Genomic DNA, 24,034 nt, shown 5'->3' on the forward strand with positions numbered 1-24,034 from the left:
ATGCCCTTGGTCTATTGCGGCGCCTGCAGCCACGCCCCGGGCATCACCGCCCGCGCCGAACGGGCCGACACCCAGACGCGGCAGGCGCTCGAAAGTGCCTTCCGGCGCATGGGCGACGATATCCGCGCGACGCGGCCCGATGCACTGGTGGTGATCGCGGCCGAGCATTTCGCCAACTTCTTCATGAACAACATGCCGGCCTTCGCAATGGGCATGGCCGATTCCTACGAAGGGCCCATCGAGGACGAGGCGTTCCTCCGCATCGAGCGCACGACGGTGCCGGGCAACAAGGCCCTGTCGCGCAAGCTGATCGAGAAGGTGATGCAGACGGTCGACGTCGCCTATGCCGAGGAATGGAAGTTCGACCACGGCATCTCCGTGCCGCTGCATTTCCTGACGCCGAACTACGATCTCCCGATCATTCCGGCCAATATCAACTGCCAGGGCCCACCGTTGACGCCGCTGGCCCGCGCCTGGGCCTTCGGCGAAGCGCTGCGCCAGGCGGCTGATTCCGTTCCGGAGCGCATTGCGTTGATCGGCACCGGCGGTATCTCGCATTGGCCCGCGACGCCCGATTCCGGGAAGATCAACGAGAAGTGGGACCGGGAATTCCTCGCCCGCTGGGCCGCCAACGACCGCGAGGCGATGCTTTCCTATAGTGACGCCGAAACCTATCGCGATGCCGGCCAGGGTGGCTTCGAGATCAGGACCTTCATCGCTGCCGCTGCAGCAGCCAAGGGCGCCAAGGGGAAGATCGAGTTTTGTGAGCCGGTGCCGATCTTCGCCGTGAGTTGCACGATCGCCCGGATGACGATCGCCGCCTGAGCCTGGGTCAGCCCTTCTTCTTGAAGGTCACGACCAGTACGTCGCGATAGGCGGGTAGAGCGGGGTTCTCCGGCTCGACCGGCGTTACGCCGTGATAGCAGCGGGCGTCGTCGACCAGCGCGGCATCGAGCGGATCCGTCAAGGTGAAGCTGCCGAGTGCGCGTTTGTCGAGATCGTGCACCGTTGTCGTGCCGCTCGCGATATTGCGGCGGGCGATCAGCAGCACCAGCACATAGTCCACGCCGTCGCGATGCATGCCTTCGGGCGTGGGCTTGCCCTGTTCGCCCTGTCTGGCCTCGATACGGAACTGATGGCCCTCGACGTGCCATTCCGCGGTTTCCGGCGCGAGCCGGCCGAACAGCGCCCGGCAGTATTCGAGGATGGTACGCATCGACGCGCCTTCGCCGATCTCGTCGGTGATCGGCTTGAACCAGCGCTCGATGCCGCCGTTCAGCGTGTTGTAGTTGACGCCCTGATAGTGGGGCTGATGGGGGCCGCGCACGATCGTCCCCTGGCGGCCAGCACGCCAGACGCCGAAGCGGCGCTTCCGGTAGCGACCACCGTCACCCATGTAGGTATCGACGTCGAGATCGTTCCAGCTCTCGGCGAAAGCCGGCCAGTCGGCCAGGGCGCCGAAGCGCGCGAAGGCATTGCGCATGTCTGAGGCTTCGACGAAGGCATAACCTGCCCGCGCGATGGCGGTGCGGATGCCCGTGGCGTTCTGTAGGCCGGTGCCGATTTCGCTCATGTCGCGAAGCCTATCATTCCGTCACGGGACTGCCATATGATCTAAACTCTGGGCCGACCCGGAGAAAAACGATGCCTTATGCGACGACCGACGACGGAGTGAAGCTCTATTTCGAGGAGGTCGGAGCTGGCACGCCCATCGTGTTCGTCCACGAGTTCGCGGCCGATCACCGGTCCTGGGAAGCGCAGATGCGCCACTTCGGCCAGCGCTATCGCTGCATCACCTACAGCGCTCGTGGATATCCTCCCTCCGACGTGCCGGAGAAGGCGACGAGCTACAGTCAGAACCGCGCCACGGACGACATCCTGGCGATCCTCGATCATCTCAGGATCGAGAAAGCGCACGTCGTCGGCCTCTCCATGGGAGGCTTCGCTACCCTGCACTTCGGCTTTCGCCATCCGACACGCGCGCTTTCCCTTGTCGTGGCTGGAGTGGGTTACGGCGCCGAGAAGGACCAGCAATCCCGCTTCAAGGCCGAAGTCCAGGTGGTGGCGAAGTCATTGCTGGAAGAGGGGGTGGCGGCCTTTGCCGAAAAATACGCTTACGGCCCGACCCGCGTGCAATTCGAGAACAAGGATCCGCGTGGCTTCGCCGAGTTCAAACAGGCGCTGGCGGCGCATTCGGCACTAGGCTCCGCGAACACCCAGATCGGCTGCCAGGGGGAAAGGCCTTCTCTCTATGATCTTGTGGCCGAGATGCGCGCCATGACGGTGCCGACCCTGGTGCTGACCGGGGACGAAGACTGGCCCTGCCTCGCCCCTGCACTGTTGATGAAGCGTGAGATCCCGTCGGCCGCGCTGGTAGTGATGCCGAACTGCGGCCACACGATTAATCTTGAGGACCCCGATCAGTTCAACCGGATCGTCGGCGACTTCATCGTGCAGGTCGACGCCGGCCGCTGGCCCAAGCGCGATCCGCGCGCGGTGAGCGCGTCGATCACGGGAATGAAAAGCTAGGCCGTCAGGCCGCCGTCGCAGACGAACTCCGAGCCCGTCGAGAAGGTCGATTCGTCCGACAGCAGGAACAGGATCATGCTGGCGACCTCGTCGGCGCGACCGAGCCGGCCGAGCGGATGCATGTCCTCCAGAGACTGCCGGCCGCTCATGTTGCCGTCGCTCTGCTCCAGCCGCGGCGCGATCATCGGCGTATCGATGTAGCCCGGATGCACCGAGTTGCAGCGGATGTTGTATTTCATCTGCGCGCAGTGCAGCGCCACGTTCTTGGTGAGGGTGCGGACTGCACCCTTGCTGGCGCAATAGGCCATGGCATAGGCCGCGCCTCGCAGGCCGAGCACTGACGAGACGTTCACGATCGAGCCGCCGCCCGCTTCCTTCATCGCGGGGATGGCGGTCTTGCAACCGAGGAACGTACCCAGCGAGTTGATGTCGTTGACGCGGCGATACTCTTCGAGCGTGCAATCCTCGATCGAGTTGCGTACGCCGACACCGGCTGCGTTCAGGAGACCGTGCAGGGCGCCAAACTTCTCGGCCGTTTCGGCGACGGCAGCTTGCCAGCTCGCTTCTTGGACGACATCGAGCGCCACGAAGTGCGCCGCAGCGCCCAGCTCGGCGGCGAGAGCACGGCCCTTGGCCTCGTCACGGTCCGCCAGCACCGCTTTGCCTCCCTCGCGCACGACCTGGCGCGCGGTTTCCGCACCGATGCCCGATGCGCCGCCGCTCAATAGAACGACCTTGTTCTCAAGACGGGGCAAAGAGAGACCTCCTGAGCAGACCGGCGGTCAGGCCGCCATCGGCCGTGAATTCCGCGCCGGTGACGAAGCGCGAGCGATCCGACGCCAGCCACAGGACCAGCTCGCCGAGGTCTTCAGGTTCGGCCATGTGGCCGATCGGGTGGCGTGAACCGATGAAAGCCTTGCCCTGTTCGTGGCCAACGGCCTGCCACAGCGGATTGAAGATCGCAGTATCGACGCCGCCCGGATGCACCGAGTTGCAGCGGATGTCGTACTTCTGCTCCGCGCAGTAGAGCGCGACGCTCTTGCTGAGCAGCCGCACCGCGCCCTTGCTCGCCGTGTAGGCGGTCGGGCCGGCACCGCCGACGAGGCCTGCCACCGAAGAGATATTGACGATCGAGCCCTTGGACTGAGGCTTGTCCGCACCGGTCTGCTTCATGCCCTGAATGGCGTACTTGCAGCCGAGGAATACGCCCTCTGAATTGATGGCCTGGACGTGCTGCCAGTTCTCGACGGTCGTGGTCTCGGGCGTACCCGAGCCACCTGAGATGCCGGCGTTGTTGACGACGATGTCGAGCCGGCCCTCGCCCTTCAGCACGTCTGCCAGCAGGGCCTGCCAGGAGGCTTCCGATGCGACATCATGAGTGACGAAACGGCCGGCTTCCCGGTCGCGGGAGCCTTCCTGGAGATCGGCGATGATCACGGTCGCGCCTGCGTCAGCGAGGAGGGCGGCCGACGCCGTGCCGATCCCCGAGGCGCCCCCGGTCACGATCGCGACTTGGCCTGAAAGTTCATTGCTCATCTAGGCGGAACCATAGCGAACCACAGGCAAGTGCAGTAGCGTATCGATGAGGGAGGATCGCATGGCGAAGCTCGTTGGCAGTGTAGGTTTGATGACGATGTCGCTGTTGGCCGTTGGGTGCACGCAGACCGCAGGGGGACCACCACCCGGCATGACCGTCGCGCAGGGGCAAGCCTACTGCACGAAGCTCACCACCGTTTACAGTGAATATGTTGCCGGCGTCAGCACGGCCATGGGCGGTGTCGGGGCCGGCGGTGGGCAGCCCGATATCGATGCTCGTGTGGCGATCGCCCAATGCCAGGACGGTAATACGGCGGCCGGTATCCCGGTGCTGCAACGCGAGCTGCGCAACAACAAGGTCGACGTTCCGCCCCCAAGTTGATCAGGGTAACGAGCAAAGAAAAAGCCCGGACGGTTTCCCGCCCGGGCTTCTTTGTTTCTATCGGACCTGCAGCGCCTAGAAGGACAGGCCGTCCTTCACCAGAACCCAGCGGCCGTTCTTGACCTCCTGCACCTGGGTAATCGTGGTGGCCAGGTGGTTGGTCTTGGAGAACTTGGTGATCGGCGAGTTGAAGATGTCCTTGAACTCCTTGCCGGACTCCAGCGCCTCGAGGAACTTCTGTCCCGTCAGATCCTTGCCGGCGAGCTGGACATAGAACGCGAAGGTCATGATCGCGTTGTAGCCGATGACCGCCTGTGTATTGGGCTCGGAATTGAACATCTTGAAGTAGGCCTCGGCCCACTCCTTGACCGGGCCCTTGGCCGTATCGCGATAGGGGATCTCGAAACCCGCGGCCGAGTAGAGGCCTTCGACCAGCTCCTTGCCGAGAGCGGGAATTTCGAGAACGTTGACGGGTGTGGCGCCAAGCCAGATCGGGTTGAAGCCGATTTTCTTGGCCTCGGCCATCAGGCCGATCGTCTCGCGGATCACCGTGCCCAGCACGACGAGGTCGCAGCCGTCGGACTTCATCTTGGCGGCCTGGGCGGCAAAGTCGGAAGCACCGCGCTTGTAGGTCGTGACCGACACGGGCTTCATCTTCATGGCTTCGAGCTGCTGGGTGAAGCCGTCATAGACGTTCTTACCGTACTCGTCGTCCTGGTACATGATGCAGGCCGACTTGGGCTTCTTCCAGTCGACCATGTACTTCAGAGCGGCCCGCGTGCTTTCGACATAGGGCAGCAGGTTGTTGAACTTCAGCCGCTCCTGCGCCTTCGACGGATCGAACTTGTAGGTGAACTCCGCGGCCGTCAGCGGGAAGAGCTGCGGCACGCCAGCCTCGAACAAGATGTCCTGCGCGGCCAGCACCGTCGGCGAACCCATCGGGCCGATCATGGCGAAGACCTTGTCCTTCTCCACCATCTTCTGGCTGGCGAGCACGGCCTTCTTCGGATCGTAGCCCGAATCCTCGGCGATCAGGCGAATCTTGCGGCCGTTGATTCCGCCCTTGGCATTGACCTCCTCGACGGCAAGTTTCATGCCGTTGAGTACCGGCACGCCCCACACCTTGATGGGACCGCTGAGGTCCTGGTGAGTGCCGATCACGATCTCGGACGCCGTCACACCTTGGTTGGTGACTTTGGTCTGGGCGAACGCCGGTAGCATCGCCAGCGTTGCCGCCGCACCGACCAAGGGCGCGACGAATGACTTGATGTGCATTGCGCATTTCCTCCACTGCGGCGCCAATCTTGTACCGGCGGGTGGCGCCTACCCGACGTCGTCGCTTCTGCGACTTGGCCGAATTAAAGCAGTTTCGCAGAGATTGTGCACGGCGAAACGCGAGATTCCGGGCAGCAAAAAGGGCCCGGACGGCAACCCGCCCGGACCCTCTTGATCGCCTGCGAGGGCGAAGATCAGTTCGTGAGGTCGCGCTTCAGCACAACCCAGCGGCCATCCTTGATCTGCTGGAGCAGGAACACCGTCGCCGACAGATGCTGCGTCGGCGAGAACTTCACCGGCGGCGAGCCGAACATGTCCTGGAAGACATCCCCGGACTCCATCGCCGCCAGGAATTTCTGGCCGGTCAGGTCCTTGCCCGCGAGCTTGGCGTAATGGGCGAAGGTCATGATGTCGTTGTAGCCCAGCGCCGACTGAGTGTTGGGCTCCATATTGTAGGTCTTGAAGTAGGTCTCGGCCCACTCCTTGGCCTTGCCCTTGGCGGTGTCGCGATAGGGGATCTCCATGCCGCCGACGGCGTAGAAACCCTCCGTCAGCTCCTTGCCGAGCGCCGGCACCTCGACGACGTTGGTCGCCGTGCTGCCGAAGTAGACGGGGCTGAAGCCGAGCTTCTTGCCCTCGGCCATGACGCCCACGGTCTCGCGCACCACGGTGCCGAGCACGACGAAGTCGCAACCGTCGGACTTGAGCTTGGCGACCTGCGAGCTGAAGTCGGAAGCGCCGCGCTTGTAGCTGGTGGTCGCCGCCGCGGTCAGCTTGGTGTCGGCCAATGCCTGCGTGAAGCCGTCGAGCACATTCTTGCCGAACTCGTCATCCTGATAGAGGACGCAGGGCTTCTTCAGGCCCTTCTCCTGGATCAGATGGCGGGCTCCGGCGCGCACGCTATCGGTGTACGGCGGCACGTTGTTGAACTTGAGCCGCTCTTGCGGGTTCTTCGGGTCCATCTTGTAGGTGAACTCGGCCGACGTGACCGGGAAGAGCTGCGGCACGCCAGCCTCCAGCAGGATGTCCTGCGCGGCCAGCACCGTTGGCGAGCCGAGCGGCCCGACCATGGCGAATATCTTGTCCTTCTCGACGAGCTTCTGGCTCGCCAGCACCGCACGCTTGGGATCATAGCCGACGTCCTCGACGATCAGCTTGAGCTTGCGGCCGTTGATGCCGCCGGCGGCATTGATCTCCTCGACGGCGAGCTTCATGCCGTTGGTGACCGGCACACCCCACGATTTGATCGGACCGGAGAGGTCCTGATGGGTGCCAAGCACGATCTCGGTCGGGGTGATGCCCTGGCTGGTGACCTTTGTCTGCTGGGCCGCCGCAGGCAGGGCGGCCAATCCGAACACGCCGCCTAACAGGGCGGCTTTTAAGCCAAACGAACACATGACTACGCTTCCTCCACTACTCCCACGGAACTCAAAACACTCCTACGCCGCCTGAGGGCGGTACATCGCATCGATCTCGTTCTTGTACTTCTTGTTCACGAAGCTGCGCTTCAGCTTCATGGTCGGCGTCAGCTCTTCGTCTTCGGGCGTGAGCTGCTGCTCGATCAGGAAGAAGCGCTTGATGGTTTCGACACGGGCGAGGTTCGAGTTGACCCGCTCGATCTCCGACCAGATCAGATCCTGCACTTCCTTAGAGCGACACAAACTCGCGTAGTTCGTGAACGGCACGTCCAGGTCCTGCGCATACTTTTCGACCGTCTCGCGCTCGATCATGACGAGGCAGGTGAGATACGCCCGCTTGTCGCCAATCACGACGGCGTCGCTGATATAGGGTGAGAACTTGAGCTGGTTCTCGATCTCGGAAGGCGTGACGTTCTTGCCGCCGGCCGTGATGATGATGTCCTTCATCCGGTCGGTGATCTTGATGTAGCCCTCATTGTCGATGGAGCCGACATCGCCGGTGTGCAGCCACCCGTCCTTGTCGACGGTCTCTTTCGTCTTTTCCAGCTGGTTGAGGTAACCCATGAAGACGAAATCGCCTTTGATCAGGATCTCTCCCTGCGGCGAGATTTTCACCTCGCCATAGGGCACCGACTTGCCGACCGTGCCGAGCTTGACCGCATTGGCCGGCATCGCCGTCGCCAGTCCGCAGTTCTCGGTCTGGCCGTAGACCTCGTACATGTCGAGGCCCATCGCCAGATACCAGCGGATCAGTTCGGGCGAGATCGGCGCCGCGCCGGTGAACAGCCAGCGGCAGCGATCCAGGCCGATCATCTTGCGCATGTTCTTCAGCACCAGCCAGTAGGCGGCCTCGAACTTGAGCTTTTGAATCGCCGACGGTTCGCGCCGTTCGAGACGGGCATCGGCGACGGCATACCCTGCGTTGATTGCCTTCTTGTAAGCCCACTGTTGCAGCGGCGTGGCGTCCTTCAGGGCGATCATCATGCCGGCGTAGAACTTCTCCCACACACGCGGCACGGCGCCGAACAAGGTCGGCTGCACTTCGCGGATATTGTCCGGCACCGTCTCGGGGCTTTCGGCGAAGTTGCTGCAGACGCCGGTGGCGATCGAGTAGTAGCTGCCGGCGACGCGCTCGGCGACGTGGCACATCGGCAGGAACGCCAGTCGTTCGTCACCTTCGTACCAGGACAGCGACAGCTCGGGATGCATGCAGTTCTGCATCGTAAAGACGATGTTGTGATGGCTGTGCATCGCGCCCTTGGGCGGGCCGGTCGTGCCTGAAGTGTACACCAGGACCGCCAGATCGTCGGGCTTACGCGAGGCGACCAGTTCGTCGAACAACCCTTCCTTGCCCTGAGCGTAGTTGCGGCCGATCGCCATGAACTCGTCGAGCGAGACCACCATGGGATCGTTGAAAGCGGTGAGGCCTTCCATGTCGAAGATGACGATCTTCTTCAGCGTCGGGCAGCGCTCTCGCACCTCCAGCGCTTTGTCGAGCTGTTCGTCGTCCTCGACGAAGAGCACCGAGGTCTTGGAATCGTTGATCAGATACTCGACCTGCTTGGCCGAATCGGTGGGGTAGATACCCGACGAGACGCCGCCGGCGCAGAGGATGCCGAAGTCGGCGTAGTTCCATTCCGGCACTGTGTTGGCCAGGACAGAAGCGACATCGCCTGGGCGGAAGCCGGACGAATGCAGGGCATAGGTGACGGCACGGGAGCGCTCCAGCCACTGGTTCCACGAGATCGCGTTCCAGATGCCGAGCAGTTTCTCGCGCATCGCGGGCTTGTCGCCACGCGTCTTGCATGACAGCACAAAGCTCTTGGGCAGAGTTTCTGCAACAGTCAGGGTCGCTCTCTGGGCCATGCCTTTGCCTCCCCGGTCAGCGCCAGTTCTTCTTGCGCTTCCAGCGGCGTTCGCCGCGGGCGCTTTCTTCCTTGGCGCCTAGATAGAATTCCTGAATGTCCTTGCTGCTCATCAGCCGCTCGCAGGTGTCGTCCATCACCACGCGGCCGACTTCGAGCACATAACCATAGTGCGCTGTTTCAAGTGCCATCTTGGCGTTCTGCTCGACCAGCAGGATCGACACGCCTTGCTCGGCGTTGACGCGCTTGATGATGCTGAAGATTTCCTTCACCAGCAGGGGCGACAGGCCGAGCGACGGTTCGTCGAGCAGCAGGAGCTTCGGCCGGTTCATCAGCGCACGGCTGATGGCGAGCATCTGCTGCTCGCCGCCTGACAGGGAACCGGCGGGCTGGTCGATACGCTCCTTGAGGCGCGGGAAGTAGCCGAAGACGCGTTCCAGATCCTGGGCGACGCCGTCCTTGTCGGTGCGCAGGAAGGCACCCATCGCGAGGTTCTCGCGGATCGACAGGAACGGGAAGACCTCGCGGCCTTCCGGCACGTGGCTGAGGCCAAGCCGCACGATCTTGTCGGCATCCATACGCTGGATTGGCTTGCCCTCGAACTCGATCGTGCCCTTCTGCGGGTCGAGCACACCGGAGATGGTCTTGAGGATCGTCGTCTTGCCGGCGCCGTTGGCACCGAGCACGGTGATGATCTTGCCGCGTGGCACGGCGATGCTCACGCCACGGATCGCCATGATCGGGCCGTAGTAGCTCTCGATGTTAGAGACCTTGAGGATGTCGTCGCTGGCGTCGGGGGGCATCGGGAACTCCGCTCAGGCGCCGAGATAGGCTGCGATCACGTCGGGGTGCGCCTGCACTTCGGCGGGTGTGCCGGTCGCCAGCACCTTGCCGTAGTTGAGCGCAAGTACCCGGTCGGAGACGCGGTTCACCAGGGACATGTCGTGCTCGACCATGAGCACGGTGATCCCGAGTTCGGTCCGGATATCGCGGATCCAGAACGACATGTCGTCGGTCTCCTCGACGTTGAGACCGGACGACGGCTCGTCGAGCAGGATCAGCTTGGGCTCCGAGCAAAGTGCGCGGGCGACCTCGATCACCTTCCGCACGCCGTAGGGGAGGCCGGCGATCAGCTTTTCGCGATAGGCTTGGAGATCTAGAAATTCGATGACTTCCTCGACCTTGTGGCGATGTTCCTTCTCGGCGCGCCGCACGGAGGGGAGGAAGAGCATATCCTGCCAGAGCTGCGTCGTGGCGTGGCAGTGCCGGCCGACCAACAGGTTGGCAAGCATCGTCGCGTTTTCGAACAGTTCGATGTTCTGGAACGTGCGCGCAATGCCGAGCTTGGCGATCTGATGCGGCGGCACCTCGGTGATGTCGCTGCCCTCGAAGAAGAGCTTGCCCGACGTCGGGTTATAGAGCCGCGAGATCAGGTTGAAGATCGAGGTCTTGCCGGCGCCGTTAGGGCCGATGATGGTGAAGATCTCGCCCTTGGCGACGCTGAAGCTCACGCTGTCGACCGCCTTGAGGCCACCGAACTGCAGCGAGATGCTGTCTACCGTGAAGAAGCTCATCGATTGCGCTCCGACTTCACGTAGGTCTTCTGTCGCTTGAAGGTCGCCTTCTTGTAGAGCGGGAAGAGCTGGAAGAAGAGCTTCACCTTGAGCCAGCGCCCGTAGAGCCCGTAGGGCTCGAACAGGATGAACATCATGATGATGAGGCCGTAGATCGCACCCTTGAGGCCGGCCGCCGAGCCGATCGACGACATGGTGTCGCGCAGCTTGGCGGCGGCGTCCGAGGCCATGCCGAACGAGGAAGCGACGCTCGCGGCCAGAACCGGCACGTCATCCTTCAGTGCCGTCAGGAAAGGATCGACCATGACGATGAAGATCGCGCCGAACACCGCGCCGTGCACACCGAAGGCGCCACCGATGATGATCACCATGATGAACTCGATCGAGAGCAGCAGGGTGAACATCTCGGGCGAGATGAAGGTCATCTTGTGGGCGAAGAGGACGCCCGCCAGGCCGGTGATCGCCGCGCTGATCGCGAACGACTTCACCTTGTAGGCCGCGAGATCGATGCCCATCGACTTGCCGGCGGTCTCGGAATCGCGGATGGCGACGAAGGCGCGACCGGTCGGCGAGCGCAAAAGATTCAGCGCCAGGACGATAGAGCCGACCAGGGTGAGCAGGCAGAGGAAGTAGAAGGCCTCTCCGTCACGAGGCAACGGCATGCCGACAATGTCGAGCGTCCTGACCCGCATGCCCTCGTTGCCATGGGTCACCGACTCCCAGCGCGCCAGAATTTCCTCGACGATGAAGGCGAAGGCGATGGTGGCGATGACAAGGTAGATGCCCGTCAATCGCAGCGCCGGGAACCCGACCATGGCGCCGACGATGCCGGTGAGGATAGCGGCGGCGGGAAAGTAGACGATGAACGGCACGCCGAGCTTCTGCAGATAGGCCGCCGTGTAGGCGCCGATCGCGAGGAAGGCCGCGTGGCCCAGCGATGCCTGGCCAGTGAATCCCGTCAGGATCATCAACGCGACGCCCACGATCGCATAGATGAACACGAAGACGACCTGGCTCTGCAGGTAGCTGCCGACCAGGAAGGGCAGGGCGATCAATGCGGCGAGCAGGATGCCGTAGGACCACCAATAGCCGCCGTGCTTCAGGATGCGGATGTCCTGGTCGTAGTCGGTCTTGAAGATGAAACGCATGGCTCAGACCTTCTTGCGCATGCTGGGCCCGAACAGACCCTGCGGCCGGACCAGCAGCACGACCAGGAGCACGATGTAGGGCGCAACGTCCTTCCAGCCCTGGGGCAGGTAGAAGCCGGCCAACGTCTCGATGACGCCGATGATCAACCCGCCGACCAGCGCGCCGGGGATCGAGCCGAACCCTCCGAGCACCGCCGCCGGGAAGGCCTTGAGGCCGAGTGCCAGGCCGACGTTGGAATGGATGAAGGTGATGGGTGCCAGCAGCACGCCGGCAGTCGCGGCGACCGCGGCACTGATCGCCCAGATCAGCGAGACCACACGCTTCACCGGAATGCCCATGTAGTAGGCAGCCAGCATGTTCTCGGAGGTGGCACGCATGGCGGTGCCCATGCGGGTGTAGTTGAAGAAGGCGTAGAGGACCGCGCAGAGGATCACGGTGGCGACGATCACCGAGAGCTTGTCATGGGCCAGGACGAGATCGCCGATCTTGAGAACGCCGGCCGAGAAGGGCGTTTCGATCTTGAGATCGTCGGTGCCCCAGATCATGCCGGCGATGGAGCGCAGGAAGTAACCGAGCCCGATTGTCGCCATGACGATGGAGAACTGCGGATAGCCCAGGATCGGCCGCACCAGGATGCGCTCGGTCGCCATGCCGAATACGGCCATGCCGCAGACGGCGAACAGGAAGCCTAGCCAATAGTCGAGGCCGAGCAGACCGATGAATGTGAAAACGAAGAACCCGCCCATCATCATCAGGTCGCCCTGGGCGAAGTTCACGACCTCGGTCGCCTTGTAGATGAGCACGAAGCCCAGGGCGATCAGGCCATAGACGCAGCCGAGCGCAATTCCGCTCACCAACTGCTGAATGAAATCGAGCATTCTCCTACCCTGTACTACGGCCCACCGACCTCGCTTTTGTTGGTTGCGGCTCTAGATTTCGCGAGGCGCGGCAATAAGACTTGCGGTGCATTCGGGAGTCAATGGATTTTCATCCCGGGTGCGCTACTGTCGATCGATCACACGTTGGATCGCGGAGATTTCCATGTCGCTCGCTGAGCAGGTGCGTCCGTCAGGCGGGCCGCCGTCGCCGTTCTATACCGAGGAACACGAGGCATTCCGGAACACTGTCCGACGCTTCGTCGAGCGCGAAATCATGCCTCACGTTGACCAGTGGGATGAGGCCGAGGAGTTTCCACGCGAACTCTATCGCAAGGCTTCTGCTGCAGGGTTGCTGCAGCTTGGTTTTCCCGAGGCCTATGGCGGCGTACCCACCGATCCGTTCTTCGGCATCATCAAGGCCGAGGAGATGGCGCGCCACGGCAGCGGCGGACTGAACGCCAGCCTCAACAGTCATACGATCGGCTCGCCGCCGATTGCCGCGCTGGGGCCGGAATGGATGAAGCGCAAGGTGCTGCCCGAGGTGCTGGCCGGCGAAAAGATCAGCGCGCTGGCCATCACTGAGCCGAGCGGCGGTTCCGATGTCGCCAATCTCAAGACTACGGCGCGGCGCGAGGGCGACCACTATGTCGTCAACGGCAGCAAGATGTTCATCACCTCCGGCATGCGGGCCGACTACTACACGGTCGCCGTGCGCACCGGCGGTCCTGGAGCTGGCGGCGTGTCGCTGCTGCTGATCGAGCGCGACCGCGAGGGCTTTCAGCGGACCAAGCTCAAGAAGATGGGCTGGTGGGCGTCGGACACCGCCCAGCTCTTCTTCGACCATGTGAAGGTTCCGGTCGAGAACCTGATCGGCGAGGAGAATCGCGGCTTCATCGGCATCATGCTGAACTTCAACTCGGAGCGTCTCGGCATGTCGGCCGGCGCCTGCGGCTTTGCCAAGGTCTGTCTCGACGAAGCCATCGCCTATGCCCGTGAGCGTCACACTTTCGGCAAGCCGCTGATTGCCAACCAGGTGGTGCGTCACCGGCTGGTCGACATGGCGATGCGGATCAATGCCGTGAAGTCGACCCTCGAACTCCTGGCGTGGCGCGTGGGGCAGGGCGAGAAGCCCGTTGCCGAGATCTGCATGCTAAAGAATCTCGCGACCTCGACCATGGAATTCTGCGCCAACGAAGCCATGCAGGTCTTCGGCGGCGCGGGCTACCTGCGCGGCTCCAAAGTCGAGCGCATCTATCGCGAGACCAAGGTGATGTCGATCGGCGGTGGTTCGGTCGAGATCATGAAGGATCTCGCCGCGCGCCAGATGGGCCTCTAAATGGAAAAGAACGATCGCATCGCGCTCTTCCAGCAATGGTTCTCCGACGCGATTCCGCACAACAAGGCGCTGGGGTTGAAGGTGATCGGCGTGCGCCAGGGCTTCGCATCGATGGAACTGAGTTGGCGTGAGGAGCTCGTCGGCAATCCCGAGACCGGCGTGCTGGCGGGTGGTCCGCTGACGGCGATGCTCGATGGCTGCTGCGGCATGGCCGTAGCCACCATGCTGAAGAAGCCCGAACCCTTTGCTACGCTCGATCTGCGTATCGACTATGTGCGGCCAGCCGAGCCGGGCAAGCCAGTGATCGCCGAAGCCGAATGCTATCGCATCACGCGCTCGGTTGCCTTCACGCGCGCCGTCGCCCACCATGGTGACGCCAAGGATCCGATCGCGGCGGCGGCCGGCACGTTCATGCTGGGCACCAAAGGCAAAGCGACGCGGCCGGCTATGGCGGGCAAGAAATGAGCAGTCTCCTCGAACGACTTGCAGAAGCCCGCAAGGCCGGTGACGTCAGCCGCCTGGCGGAGGCGATCCCCTACGCACGCTGGATGCGAATCGCGCCAGAGAACGGCACCGGCGAGCTGCTGACCCGCATGCGCTTTCACGACGAGCTGATCGGCAACACCTTCCTGCCGGCCATCCATGGCGGCACGCTGGGCGCCATGCTCGAGATGGCCGCGATCTTCCATCTCCTGTGGGAGACGGAGACCGAGACGGTGCCGAAGATCGTCAACATCACCGTGGACTATCTGCGCTCGGCACGGCCGGTCGATGTCATCGCCTGTGCGAAGGTGACCAAGCAGGGCCGCCGCATGGTGAACGTCTTCGCCGAAGCCTGGCAGGACGATCGCTCCAAGCCCGTCGCCACGGCCAATGCGCACTTCCTGGTGAAGTCCGACGCCGACGCGCCGCCCTCGCTCTAGGCGTCAGCCCAGAGGATTGGCGAGGTCGACGTTGTAACGCTTGGCGTTGGCTTTCATGTAGATGTCACGCCCCTCGACCGGCCCGCCGCGAACGGCGGCCGTTACCATGTCGAGGTAGGTGTGCCAGCCCACGGCGTTCAGACGCGCGAACTGCTCCAGCACCGGCAGATGCTCGAGTGTCAGCACGGTACCATCGCCGACGGCGGTGAGGGTGAACGTCACATAAGACTCGGGATAGGGAGAAACCGCGTCGCCGGGGTTGAAGACATTCCAGGTGTAGGCGAGCCGTTCCGCAGGTCGCCACTGGGTCACCACCCCCTTGATGTGACCGCCCATCAGCTCGACGGTGCCGCCGGCGCGAGGCTCGATATGACCGACGCCATACCAGCCGGGCAGGCTGCTGGTATCGGCGAGCACGGCCCAGGTCCGCTCCGGTGGTCCTGACTGCACGCGGTCGAAGCGTACCATCTGCGCATGGGTGAATTGCGCATCGTCACTCATGGACTTTCCCATCTCTTGCATTAAACAACCCAGCGTATGGACTACGATTCCCTCAAGACCACCCAGGACGACGTCGTTCGCGACGGCGCCGGCTTCGAGGCTTATCGCCAGCCGGGTGACCTGATCGATTCAGGACACCCCGAGATCGTAGCGTACGCAAGACGAGTTGCGGGTACAGGCGGTGACAAAGAAAGGGCACAGCGTCTCTACTACGCTGTCCGCGACGATCTGCGGTACGACCCCTACAACACGCCGATGAAGCGCGACGCCTATCGCGCCAGCACGACGCTTGTGTCCGGGCATGGTTACTGCGTGAACAAGGCCGGTGTGATGGCGGCAGTTTGCCGGGCAGCCGGGATTGCGGCACGGGTCGGTTATGCCGATGTGCGCAATCACATGACGACCAAGCGGCTGGCCGACCTGATGGGCAGCGACGTCTTCTACTATCACGGCTACACCGATGTCTGGCTCGACGGGCGTTGGGTCAAGGCGACGCCGGCCTTCAATCGCGAGCTGACCGAGAAGTTCGGCCTGAAGCCGCTCGATTGGGATGCCGTGGGTGATTCGATCTATCATCCGTTCGACCTCAGTGGTCGGCGGCACATGGAGTATCTCGCCTACCGCGGGGTGTTCGCCGACATTCCGTTCGATGAGATCCGCGGCGCCTTCCGCCACTACTATCCGCGCATGACGCGGGCGCAGGAGGAGATGCCGCTCGGGGGTGATTTCGGCGCCGAAGGTGCTGCGGAAGCCAAGCCCAAGTGACGCTGTCGTGACATTGAAGCCGCGGTCGGCCGCATATATCGCGCTGCTGGTGGCGCTGGGCAGCTTCGGCCCGCTCACCATGAGCATCTACACACCGGTCATGCCGTCGGTTGGCCACGACCTCGTGGCGACCCCCGACAGTGTGAAGCTCACGCTGACGACTTACATGATCGGCTTCGCGGTGGGACAGCTCTTCTATGGGCCGCTGAGCGATCGCTATGGCCGGCGGCCGGTTTTGCTGGGCGGTCTGTTCTTCTTCACGCTCACCACCTTTGCCTGTTCCTTCGCGCCGTCCATCGGCGGGCTGATAGGTCTGCGCATCCTGCAGGGCTTAGGTGCGGCTTCGGGATCGGTGCTCGGCCGAGCGCTGACGCGCGATGCCTACAGCTTCAAGGAAATGCCGCTGGTTATGAGCTGGATCTCGCTCGGACAGAACATCGCGCCATCGCTGGCGCCGACCATCGGTGGGTTCCTCGGCGAATGGGCAAGCTGGCGGGCGACGTTCTGGTTCGTCGGCGGCTTCGGCGTCATCCTCTTCATGGTCGTGCTGGCGGGTCTCGGTGAGACCAACAAGTACCGCAGTGAGCGTATCGACCTCAGCAGCCTGTTGCGCGGCTCGGGCGAGATGCTGCGCGACCGCCGCTTCCTCGGGCATATCCTGCCACTAGGCTTCGCCTTCGCCATGAACTTCGGCATGTTGGCCGGCGTTCCCTTCATCCTGCAGGAGAGTCTCGGGTTCAGTCCGCGTGAGTTCGGTCTGATCGTGCTGCTCTCGGTCGGCGGCTTCACTGCCGGCACCTTCGTGAACAACCGGCTGATGGGGCGCGTGGCCCCGACGACGATCATTCAGTTCTCCGGCTGGTTTCACGTGGCGGCACTCATCGGCATGGCCGCCCTTTCGCTATCCGAAGTCGTAACCTGGTGGGCGATCGTCGGGCCGCACATGGTATTGAGCTTCGGTACCGGCATGATCGTGGCCAATGCCAATGCAGGCGCCGTCGGCATGTTTCCCAAGCTCGCCGGCACGGCCTCGTCGCTGGCCGGCCTGGCGCAAATGGGTATGGGCGCCATGGGCACCATCACGGTGGCCATCCTGACGATCGTCGGCAGCCGCTACGTGGCCATGCCGCTGGTGATCGGCCTCGCGCCTTTCGCTATCGCGACGCTCTGGAGTGCGCAGCTGTTGCGCGGTGCGCCGCGTCCCCCGAAACTGGAATCATAGAAGAGGAGAAGAAGACAATGGCGAACATGCTGAAGGACAAGGTCGTGCTGGTCACCGGCGCGGGCGGTGGCATCGGCCGTGAGATGGCGCTACTGGCGGCCAAGGAAGGCGCCAAGGTGGTGGTCAACGATCTCGGCGGCTCGGTCGACGGCGAGGGCAGCGGCAACGTCAGCCCGGCGCAGAAGGTCTGCGACGAGATCAAAGCCTTCGGTGGTCAGGCCGTTCCGAATGGCGACAGCGTTGCCGATCCGGCCGGCGCGGAGCGCATGATCAAGGCCGGCGTCGAGAACTTCGGCCGCATCGACGGCGTCATCAACAATGCGGGCATCCTGCGCGACCGCATCTTCCATCGCATGAGCCACATGGACTGGAAGATGGTGATCGACGTGCATCTGAACGGCTCGTTCAACACCAGCCGCGCCGCCGCCAACTACTTCAAGGAGCAGAAGTCGGGCGCCTTCGTGCATTTCACCTCGACGTCGGGCCTCGTGGGCAACTTCGGTCAGGCCAATTACTCGGCGGCCAAGATGGGCATCATCGGCCTGTCGCGCTCGATCGCACTCGACATGGCGGCTTTCAATGTCCGCTCGAACTGCATCTCGCCGTTCGCCTGGACGCGCATGATCGGCACCATCCCCGCCGACACCGAGGCGCAGAAGGTGCGGCTCGAGCGGTCCAAGCGGATGACGCCGGCCAAGATCGCTCCGATGGCGGTGTTCCTGCTCTCCGATGCGGCCGAGGGCATTTCCTCGCAGATCTTCGGTGTGCGCATGAACGAGATCATGCTGTTCAATGCCAACCGTCCGGTCCGCTCCGTGCACAACTCCGAGGGCTGGACCCTCGAAGCGATTGCCGAGCACGCGGTGCCGTCGATGAAGCCCTTCTTCACCGACCTCAAGCGCTCGCCGGAATACTTCACCTGGGACCCGATCTGAGGGATCTGACGCCCTGGCCTCGAGAAAGCGATAGGTAGCTTTCTCGAGGCATTTGCTCCGTGTCCGGATGTGCCGACGAACGGCTCGAAACGGCACGGAGCTTCGGTGACAACGGCGCCTCGGCCGATCTGCTCTCGAAGCAGGCAAATCAAAGTTTTTCACGGCATTGCGAACGCAGTCTGGTCGACCGCTGCACCGGTCGACCGGCATCCGGCGCGCGAGTAGTGCCTGTTGTGGCTTTCACACCCATCAAAAGCTGCTATCGTTCCCAGGGAACTCCGTGTTGGCCTGATCGGTCGACCGAGGGGGTAACGATGACAGGACCCGACCTGGGAACGGTTCCTGCACGCCACCATATGGCTTGGGCCACGCGTGCGGTGCTTCTCGTCGATGTCGTGGAGTCTGTCCGGCTCATCGAACAGGATGAAGTCGGCGCCATTTCGCGTTGGCTCGCTCTCGTCGAGGATGTGAGGGCTGACATTTTGCCATCGCATAACGGACGGCTCGTGAAGAGCCTCGGCGATGGAATGCTCCTTGACTTCAGCGAAGTCAGATCCGCTGTTTCTGCGGCCCTTGCAATTCAGGACGCCAGTGAACGACGGAACGCCAGCCTGCCCGCCGAGCAAAAGATCATGCTTCGGATGGGTCTGGAAGTCAGCGATGTAATCGTCGAAGCCAACGATGTTCTCGGTCGCGGCGTGAACCTAGCGGCACGGCTTATGAGCCTTGCCGGGCCTGGTGAGATCGTGATCTCACAGCATGTGCGAGATGGCCTGACGCCCAGCCTGGACGCGGACGTCGAGGATCTTGGCGATTGCTTCGTCCGCCACCTCACACAACCGATAAGGGCTTATCGGATAGGTCCGCCGGGCCGACATCCGATGATCAGACAGGGGGCGTTACTCGACGAGTTGGCGCCATCGATTGCAGTCATACCCCTAGCATCCCGCAACATTGCACATGACCACGGAGTGCTCGGTGAAGTGCTTGCGGAAGAAATCATCCGAGGACTTTCCCATTCTTCGAGCCTGAATCTCGTCTCACGTCTGTCTACAACGGCGTTCCGCGGCCGCGATGTTCCCATGGGCGAGGTCGGCGTGCGCTTGAACGCTGACTACGTTCTGTCCGGTGCCTACGGTAACGGCGACAAACGCCTGAAGCTCGACGTGAATCTCTCAGAAACGAAATCGGGGCGGATCCTCTGGGCCGAGAGCCTTGAGGATGACGCCTTTGCCATACTCAGCGGAGAGCAAGAGTTGATCGGCCGTCTTATCACCGCGGTAAACGCCGCAGTGACGACCCGGGAACTTCAGAGAACGCGGTCGCAGCCGTTGCCGACACTCAAAGCCTACACACTTCTCATGAGCGCAGTCAGCCTGATGTATCGGTTGTCGCTGCCTGATTTCGAGGAGGCGCGTCGGCTGCTCCAGGAGCTGGTCGACCGCGGGATTCGCCATCCGATACCGCTAGCATGGCTTGCCAATTGGCACGTCTTGAGGGTCCAGCAGGGGTGGTCGCAGGATGCACGGCAAGACACCTACCTGGCATTGGAGGCTACCAAGCGTGCTCTGGACATCGATCCTGATTGTTCGCTTGCCCTTGCAATCAACGGGTTCGCGAACGTCAATCTGCTCAAGAAATTTGACGTTGCATACGAATCCTATGAGAGCGCCCTGGAGATCAACCCGAGCAATTCGCTCGCATGGCTACTGAAGGGTACCCTCCATGCTTTCAGAAGCGAGGGGCAGCAGGCGGTCGATCACACCGAGCGTGCACTCAAGCTCTCGCCGCTCGATCCGCATCGGTGGTTCTACGACTCGCTCGCGACGACAGCTTGCCTCGCCAATCAGCAATATGAACGAGGGTTCGAACTGGCGCAGCGCTCGCTGAGGGCGAATCGCAAGCATACGTCCAGCTGGCGCGTCATGACGATCGCGCAGTGGCAGCTCGGTAGGTTCGACGATGCGCGCAAGTCCGTACAGGAACTCATGAAGCTTCAGCCAACGCTGACGGTCAGCGGGTGGCTAAGGAGCTCTCCGGCCGCCGACTATCCGATTGGACGGGCGGCTGCAGAGGTGTTGCGTCAAGCGGGAGTGCCAGAGTGACAGATTGAACTCATTGACCTGAAGGGGGCAGCCATGTCTGTGGAATCATTCCTGGGCGGTTTGGGAGGACTTGGCGGTTTGGGCGGCCTTGGTGGGCTCGGAGGACTAGGAGGCCTCGGCGGGCTTGGGGGACTCGGAGGCCTAGGGGGACTCGGAGGTCTTGGAGGACTGGGCGGCCTTGGGCTCATGAACTCGGGGCCGGTGGCCGAGGCGCTGATCTACAGCCGCGACGGCATTGCGGGAACATGGGCGCCCTTGCCATCACCGGTGATCGCCCAGCACGCCCTCGACGATCCGAATAACCTTCAGCGTTGGGAACCTTGGGTCAGGGCGAGCATCGTCGACTTCGAGCTTCTTTCTAATCTTCACTTCTTCCCCGACACGACTGTGGCCGGAAAGATGAAGTTGAAGCATCTCGATGTAGCGACTCCCTCCTTCCAAGATCTGGTCACAATGACGCGGCCGACGGATGCGATATTCGAAAGCCAAATGAGCTTTGTGAACAGCTACGCTGATCTTCGAGCAGACCGCGCGGCAGAAATCATGACGCAGTTGGGCGGCGCCGTCGCCTTCATGACTTCAATTGCATTCCTTTCCCCATCGCGCACACCTTTCACCTACGAGCTGATTGCAGCTGCGGTACGTCTCGCGAACTTTACCGAGATGCGATTCAAGCATGCGCTGGCGGCTCGCCGTCCCCATGAATATTCGCCACAGATTCAGCCGATGATCCTGACGCCGGGCCACAGCAGCTTCCCGAGCGGCCATGCCACCGAAACCTTCATAACAGCGGTTGTATTGTTGAAGCTGTTGAGCGCAGCAGCCGCGGCCGCTGCAGCCGCGGCAACTCCGTTTATTCTTCCATACGCCGATCTGAAGTGGGGTGCGCAATTCATGCGCTTGGCTTCTCGCGTCGCGATAAACCGCACCATCGCCGGGGTGCACTTTCCGGTCGACACTGCCGCTGGTGCGCTGCTCGGTCTGACACTTGGCGAGTACTTTGTGCATCGCTGCAAAAACGACGCCGCATATGAAGCATACGCGTTCGATGGAACGAAGTTCCCCGATGGGACGACCGCGGTTACGTTGCCGCCCGGTGACGGCGATTTCTATTGGCTCGAATTCTATGACGTGGCGACCGCGAAGCAGGTAATTCCGACCGCGGCAGGCACCGCGGCGACCGCTTATGTGACCTTGCTCGGAGGAACTCAACCATTGGCGGTCAGCGCCACTCAAACGATTTTGGGTTGGCTCTGGGGTAAGGCGTTGGCTGAGTGGACTTGAATCGTTCGGCAATCATCAGTTGCGAGGTCTTCCATGACGGACAAACCAAGCGCCGATCGCCGCCAGCGTGAATTCAGCCAAAGCGATCTCGACGGGATAGATCCATACTTCTTCTGGGTTCTGCGGGCTGGCCGGCCTTACTTCTTCCTTCCGGGACGGCAGCGGCAGGGACAGGAGCTTCTCCCTGTTTTCCTCCGCCTGAAAGATGGGGTCACGCCCCGTGACTTTGCCGAGGGCGAGCACATCAAGGATAGAGAAAAGCGCGCCGATTGGCGGGCGGCGGTTCAGGTGCCGTCTCTGTTCACCGACTCCAGCGTTGGCGCCGAGGATGCAAAGTACATCACGGCGATGGTCCGCTCGGACTACATTCTCAAGAGCTTTATGCCGGGCCCAGCCTTCGATCCTGGTACCTCGAGCGCCACAGTGGCCGCGAGTCCCCGCTGGGACCCGCAATTATGGGCGGATGTCCGGGACGCTGTCGTAAGCATGAGTCCCGGGCGTCCATTGGATTCGACTTCGTTGCCTCCTTCGGAACACGTGGCCGATAAAAAGAAGAAGCGCGAGGAGAAGACGCAGGCGGCCGGAGCCGCACCGGCTGGGACCGTCGTGATGGGAATCATCGACGACGGAATTGCTTTCGCTAATGAGCGATTTTGCAGATTTGTCGGCGGTAACGTCGAATCGCGTGTCGCCTATTGGTGGCTGCAGGACGGTCCGTCCGTTCCGCCTTATCCGGTCTTTCTTCCCCCTCCAAACCCCGTTTTAGACCCGGTTCCTCATGGCTGCGAACTGGATAGGGGACAGATCAATGCGCTGCTGGCCAGATGTACCAAGGCTGGCCAGGTTGACGAGGACCTGCTCTATCGTCAGGCCAGGCTGATCAACTTCAAGACGGATGGCCACCAATCCGCGGCGTGGCGGATCTCGCACGGCACGCACGTCATGGACATTGCAAGCGGCTCGGATCCATCCCTTGCCCGTAGCGACCGGCCAATCATAGCTGTGCAGCTTCCGATAAGGGTGACAGCCGACACGTCCGGAGGGTCGCTCTTCCCGTACATCTGGAATGCCATTTGGTACATCGTGGAAAGGGCGGCGGCGATTCCGGGCGCTACGCGTTCACCGGTGGTGATAAACCTCAGCTACGGGCGTCTCGAGGGGCCGCATGACGGGACGGCGGATATCGAACTTGCGATCGATTTGGCGATCGCGGTCTGCAAGGCGCGCCGCATTTCCCTGCGCGTCGTTCTGCCCGCCGGCAACAGTCACCTGTCACGCACTCATGCCCAGATCAATTTTGCCAGCGCGACTTCCGTCCAAACGCTCCGTTGGCGCATCCTCCCGGATGACAAGACGCCGAGCTTTGCCGAGATCTGGTTGCCCAAACGGCGACCTGGGGTTGCCGGTAACCGGATCGAGGTGACCATGACGGCGCCGACAGGCGAATACCACACTATCACCGAGACGAGCGGACCTGTCGCGTGGACCGGGACAGGTGGCTCGACCTATGCCGAGGCTTGGTACTACTCGTCGCTCCTGACGAATCGCAGAATGTTTCGATTTTCGCTGTTGCCGACAACGGCCCTCGATACCGCCACGCCACTTGCGCCGGCGGGCGTATGGGTGATCGACCTCAAGAACGTAGCGCTGACGCCCAGTGAGACCGTTCACGCTTGGGTACAGCGGGACGATTCGCTCTATGGCTTCCCACTGCGCGGCCGCCAGTCCTTCTTCGAGGACTTCAACTACAAGCGATATGACGATGCGGGGCGAGATATCGAGATCGACGACGCGGCCAGCGTGGTCAAACGCGAAAGTACGATCAATGCGATCGCGACCAGCTCGACGTTGATCGATGATGCTCCGATCGTGGCAGGCGGTTACCTTCGAAAAGAGTTGGTAGCTGCGAAGTATTCGTCCGCTGGAGCTCAGGCGCTGCCACCGCCACCGCGTTCGCCCGATGCCATGGCGCCAAGCGAGGATTCGCGGGTGCATCACGGTATCCTGGCGGCCGGATCGCATAGCGGCTCGGTGGTCGCCATGGGGGGGACCAGCGTCGCAGCGCCACGAATCGCCCGGTTCGTGGCCGGCAAGCTTGCCTCGGGTGCAGCGGGCAATCGTCTGGCGGTCAGGAATCAAGCCACTGCGGACGAGGGCGTGCTCCTTCCACCTCCCGCCAATCCAGCTCCGCCGCCTGGCGGACGTGGAGGTGCGGGCAGAATGAACCTCGGCCCGGTCGTGGCCTTGAAGAGGTATGAGCTTCCCTGACTGCACGCATCTCGGTGGAAGTATGGCCCGGCGCTCCTGATTGTGCGATTTTCCGGGTGAGTGATGTCTGAATGAAAAGCGAGTACCGA

Annotated in this window: 23 protein-coding genes; 12 read left to right on the forward strand and 11 right to left on the reverse strand. The window is 62.5% G+C overall.

Annotated elements, in window-relative coordinates; translation table 11 throughout:
• Positions 1–825 (forward strand): hypothetical protein, encoded by an 825-nt coding sequence (locus tag EPO50_RS27500; protein WP_296349562.1) that lies wholly within the window; start codon positions 1–3, stop codon positions 823–825.
• A 7-nt stretch (positions 826–832) separates the two neighbouring features.
• Here the strand turns inward: EPO50_RS27500 and EPO50_RS27505 are convergent, their stop codons facing one another.
• Positions 833–1,573: a 2OG-Fe dioxygenase family protein gene (locus EPO50_RS27505; protein WP_296349564.1), complete on the reverse strand. Its 741-nt coding sequence runs from the start codon at positions 1,571–1,573 to the stop codon at positions 833–835.
• Positions 1,574–1,644: 71 nt separating this feature from the next.
• Here EPO50_RS27505 and EPO50_RS27510 point away from each other — a divergent pair, with 71 nt between their 5' ends.
• Positions 1,645–2,529, forward strand: coding sequence for an alpha/beta hydrolase (locus EPO50_RS27510; RefSeq protein ID WP_296349566.1), 885 nt, complete (start codon positions 1,645–1,647; stop codon positions 2,527–2,529).
• On the opposite strand, the gene EPO50_RS27515 is transcribed toward EPO50_RS27510, so the two are convergent.
• Positions 2,526–3,284 (reverse strand): glucose 1-dehydrogenase, encoded by a 759-nt coding sequence (locus EPO50_RS27515; RefSeq protein WP_296349568.1) that lies wholly within the window; start codon positions 3,282–3,284, stop codon positions 2,526–2,528. The two genes, EPO50_RS27510 and EPO50_RS27515, sit on opposite strands and share 4 nt — an antisense overlap.
• Positions 3,271–4,065, reverse strand: a complete 795-nt coding sequence (locus EPO50_RS27520) for an SDR family oxidoreductase (RefSeq protein ID WP_296349570.1) — start codon at positions 4,063–4,065, stop codon at positions 3,271–3,273. Before EPO50_RS27520 ends, EPO50_RS27515 begins: the two co-directional genes overlap by 14 nt.
• Positions 4,066–4,126: 61 nt before the next feature.
• Between EPO50_RS27520 and EPO50_RS27525 the strand changes: the two genes are divergently transcribed.
• Entirely contained in the window at positions 4,127–4,447 is a 321-nt protein-coding gene (locus EPO50_RS27525) for a hypothetical protein (RefSeq protein WP_296349572.1), read from the forward strand.
• 75 nt (positions 4,448–4,522) lie between these two features.
• Here EPO50_RS27525 and EPO50_RS27530 read toward each other — a convergent pair whose 3' ends face one another.
• The 7 genes from EPO50_RS27530 to EPO50_RS27560 all read right to left on the reverse strand — a co-directional run bounded on the left by EPO50_RS27530 (position 4,523) and on the right by EPO50_RS27560 (position 12,606).
• Positions 4,523–5,722, reverse strand: coding sequence for an ABC transporter substrate-binding protein (locus EPO50_RS27530; protein WP_296349574.1), 1,200 nt, complete (start codon positions 5,720–5,722; stop codon positions 4,523–4,525).
• A gap of 194 nt (positions 5,723–5,916) precedes the next feature.
• Positions 5,917–7,119 (reverse strand): ABC transporter substrate-binding protein, encoded by a 1,203-nt coding sequence (locus tag EPO50_RS27535; protein ID WP_296349576.1) that lies wholly within the window; start codon positions 7,117–7,119, stop codon positions 5,917–5,919.
• A 42-nt stretch (positions 7,120–7,161) separates the two neighbouring features.
• Positions 7,162–9,006: a long-chain fatty acid--CoA ligase gene (locus tag EPO50_RS27540; RefSeq protein WP_296349578.1), complete on the reverse strand. Its 1,845-nt coding sequence runs from the start codon at positions 9,004–9,006 to the stop codon at positions 7,162–7,164.
• Positions 9,007–9,022: 16 nt separating this feature from the next.
• Complete coding sequence (locus tag EPO50_RS27545) at positions 9,023–9,808, reverse strand: ABC transporter ATP-binding protein (protein WP_296349581.1); 786 nt, start codon at positions 9,806–9,808, stop codon at positions 9,023–9,025.
• 12 nt (positions 9,809–9,820) lie between these two features.
• Positions 9,821–10,579 (reverse strand): ABC transporter ATP-binding protein, encoded by a 759-nt coding sequence (locus EPO50_RS27550; protein ID WP_296349583.1) that lies wholly within the window; start codon positions 10,577–10,579, stop codon positions 9,821–9,823.
• Positions 10,576–11,727, reverse strand: a complete 1,152-nt coding sequence (locus EPO50_RS27555) for a branched-chain amino acid ABC transporter permease (RefSeq protein WP_296349586.1) — start codon at positions 11,725–11,727, stop codon at positions 10,576–10,578. The genes EPO50_RS27550 and EPO50_RS27555 overlap by 4 nt, the downstream gene beginning before the upstream one ends.
• 3 nt (positions 11,728–11,730) lie before the next feature.
• Entirely contained in the window at positions 11,731–12,606 is an 876-nt protein-coding gene (locus tag EPO50_RS27560) for a branched-chain amino acid ABC transporter permease (protein WP_296349588.1), read from the reverse strand.
• 163 nt (positions 12,607–12,769) lie between these two features.
• On the opposite strand from EPO50_RS27560, the gene EPO50_RS27565 reads away from it, so the two are divergent.
• The 3 genes from EPO50_RS27565 to EPO50_RS27575 are packed head-to-tail and all read left to right on the forward strand — an operon-like array spanning position 12,770 to position 14,865.
• Entirely contained in the window at positions 12,770–13,942 is a 1,173-nt protein-coding gene (locus EPO50_RS27565) for an acyl-CoA dehydrogenase family protein (RefSeq protein ID WP_296349589.1), read from the forward strand.
• A complete protein-coding gene (locus EPO50_RS27570) occupies positions 13,943–14,407 on the forward strand; it encodes a PaaI family thioesterase (RefSeq protein ID WP_296349590.1) in 465 nt (154 codons plus the stop codon).
• Positions 14,404–14,865: a PaaI family thioesterase gene (locus EPO50_RS27575; RefSeq protein WP_296349592.1), complete on the forward strand. Its 462-nt coding sequence runs from the start codon at positions 14,404–14,406 to the stop codon at positions 14,863–14,865. Before EPO50_RS27570 ends, EPO50_RS27575 begins: the two co-directional genes overlap by 4 nt.
• Before the next feature lie 3 nt (positions 14,866–14,868).
• Here the strand turns inward: EPO50_RS27575 and EPO50_RS27580 are convergent, their stop codons facing one another.
• Entirely contained in the window at positions 14,869–15,366 is a 498-nt protein-coding gene (locus EPO50_RS27580; protein WP_296349594.1) for an SRPBCC domain-containing protein, read from the reverse strand.
• 36 nt (positions 15,367–15,402) lie between these two features.
• On the opposite strand from EPO50_RS27580, the gene EPO50_RS27585 reads away from it, so the two are divergent.
• The 6 genes from EPO50_RS27585 to EPO50_RS27610 all read left to right on the forward strand — a co-directional run bounded on the left by EPO50_RS27585 (position 15,403) and on the right by EPO50_RS27610 (position 23,945).
• A complete protein-coding gene (locus EPO50_RS27585) occupies positions 15,403–16,131 on the forward strand; it encodes a transglutaminase family protein (RefSeq protein ID WP_296349596.1) in 729 nt (242 codons plus the stop codon).
• 7 nt (positions 16,132–16,138) lie between these two features.
• A complete protein-coding gene (locus EPO50_RS27590; protein ID WP_296349598.1) occupies positions 16,139–17,353 on the forward strand; it encodes a multidrug effflux MFS transporter in 1,215 nt (404 codons plus the stop codon).
• A gap of 17 nt (positions 17,354–17,370) precedes the next feature.
• On the forward strand, positions 17,371–18,288 hold the full coding sequence (locus EPO50_RS27595) for an SDR family NAD(P)-dependent oxidoreductase (RefSeq protein WP_296349599.1): 918 nt from the start codon (positions 17,371–17,373) through the stop codon (positions 18,286–18,288).
• Positions 18,289–18,602: 314 nt separating this feature from the next.
• Positions 18,603–20,393 (forward strand): adenylate/guanylate cyclase domain-containing protein, encoded by a 1,791-nt coding sequence (locus EPO50_RS27600; protein WP_296349601.1) that lies wholly within the window; start codon positions 18,603–18,605, stop codon positions 20,391–20,393.
• 186 nt (positions 20,394–20,579) lie between these two features.
• Positions 20,580–21,677: a phosphatase PAP2 family protein gene (locus EPO50_RS27605; protein ID WP_296349602.1), complete on the forward strand. Its 1,098-nt coding sequence runs from the start codon at positions 20,580–20,582 to the stop codon at positions 21,675–21,677.
• Between the two features lie 33 nt (positions 21,678–21,710).
• The gene (locus EPO50_RS27610) at positions 21,711–23,945 is read left to right on the forward strand and encodes a S8 family serine peptidase (RefSeq protein WP_296349604.1); all 2,235 of its coding nucleotides are present in this window, start codon (positions 21,711–21,713) and stop codon (positions 23,943–23,945) included.
• The last annotated feature ends 89 nt before the right edge of the window (positions 23,946–24,034 follow it).

Origin of the sequence: Reyranella sp. (genome assembly GCF_004297405.1) — a bacterium.
Taxonomy (GTDB): Bacteria; Pseudomonadota; Alphaproteobacteria; order Reyranellales; family Reyranellaceae; genus Reyranella.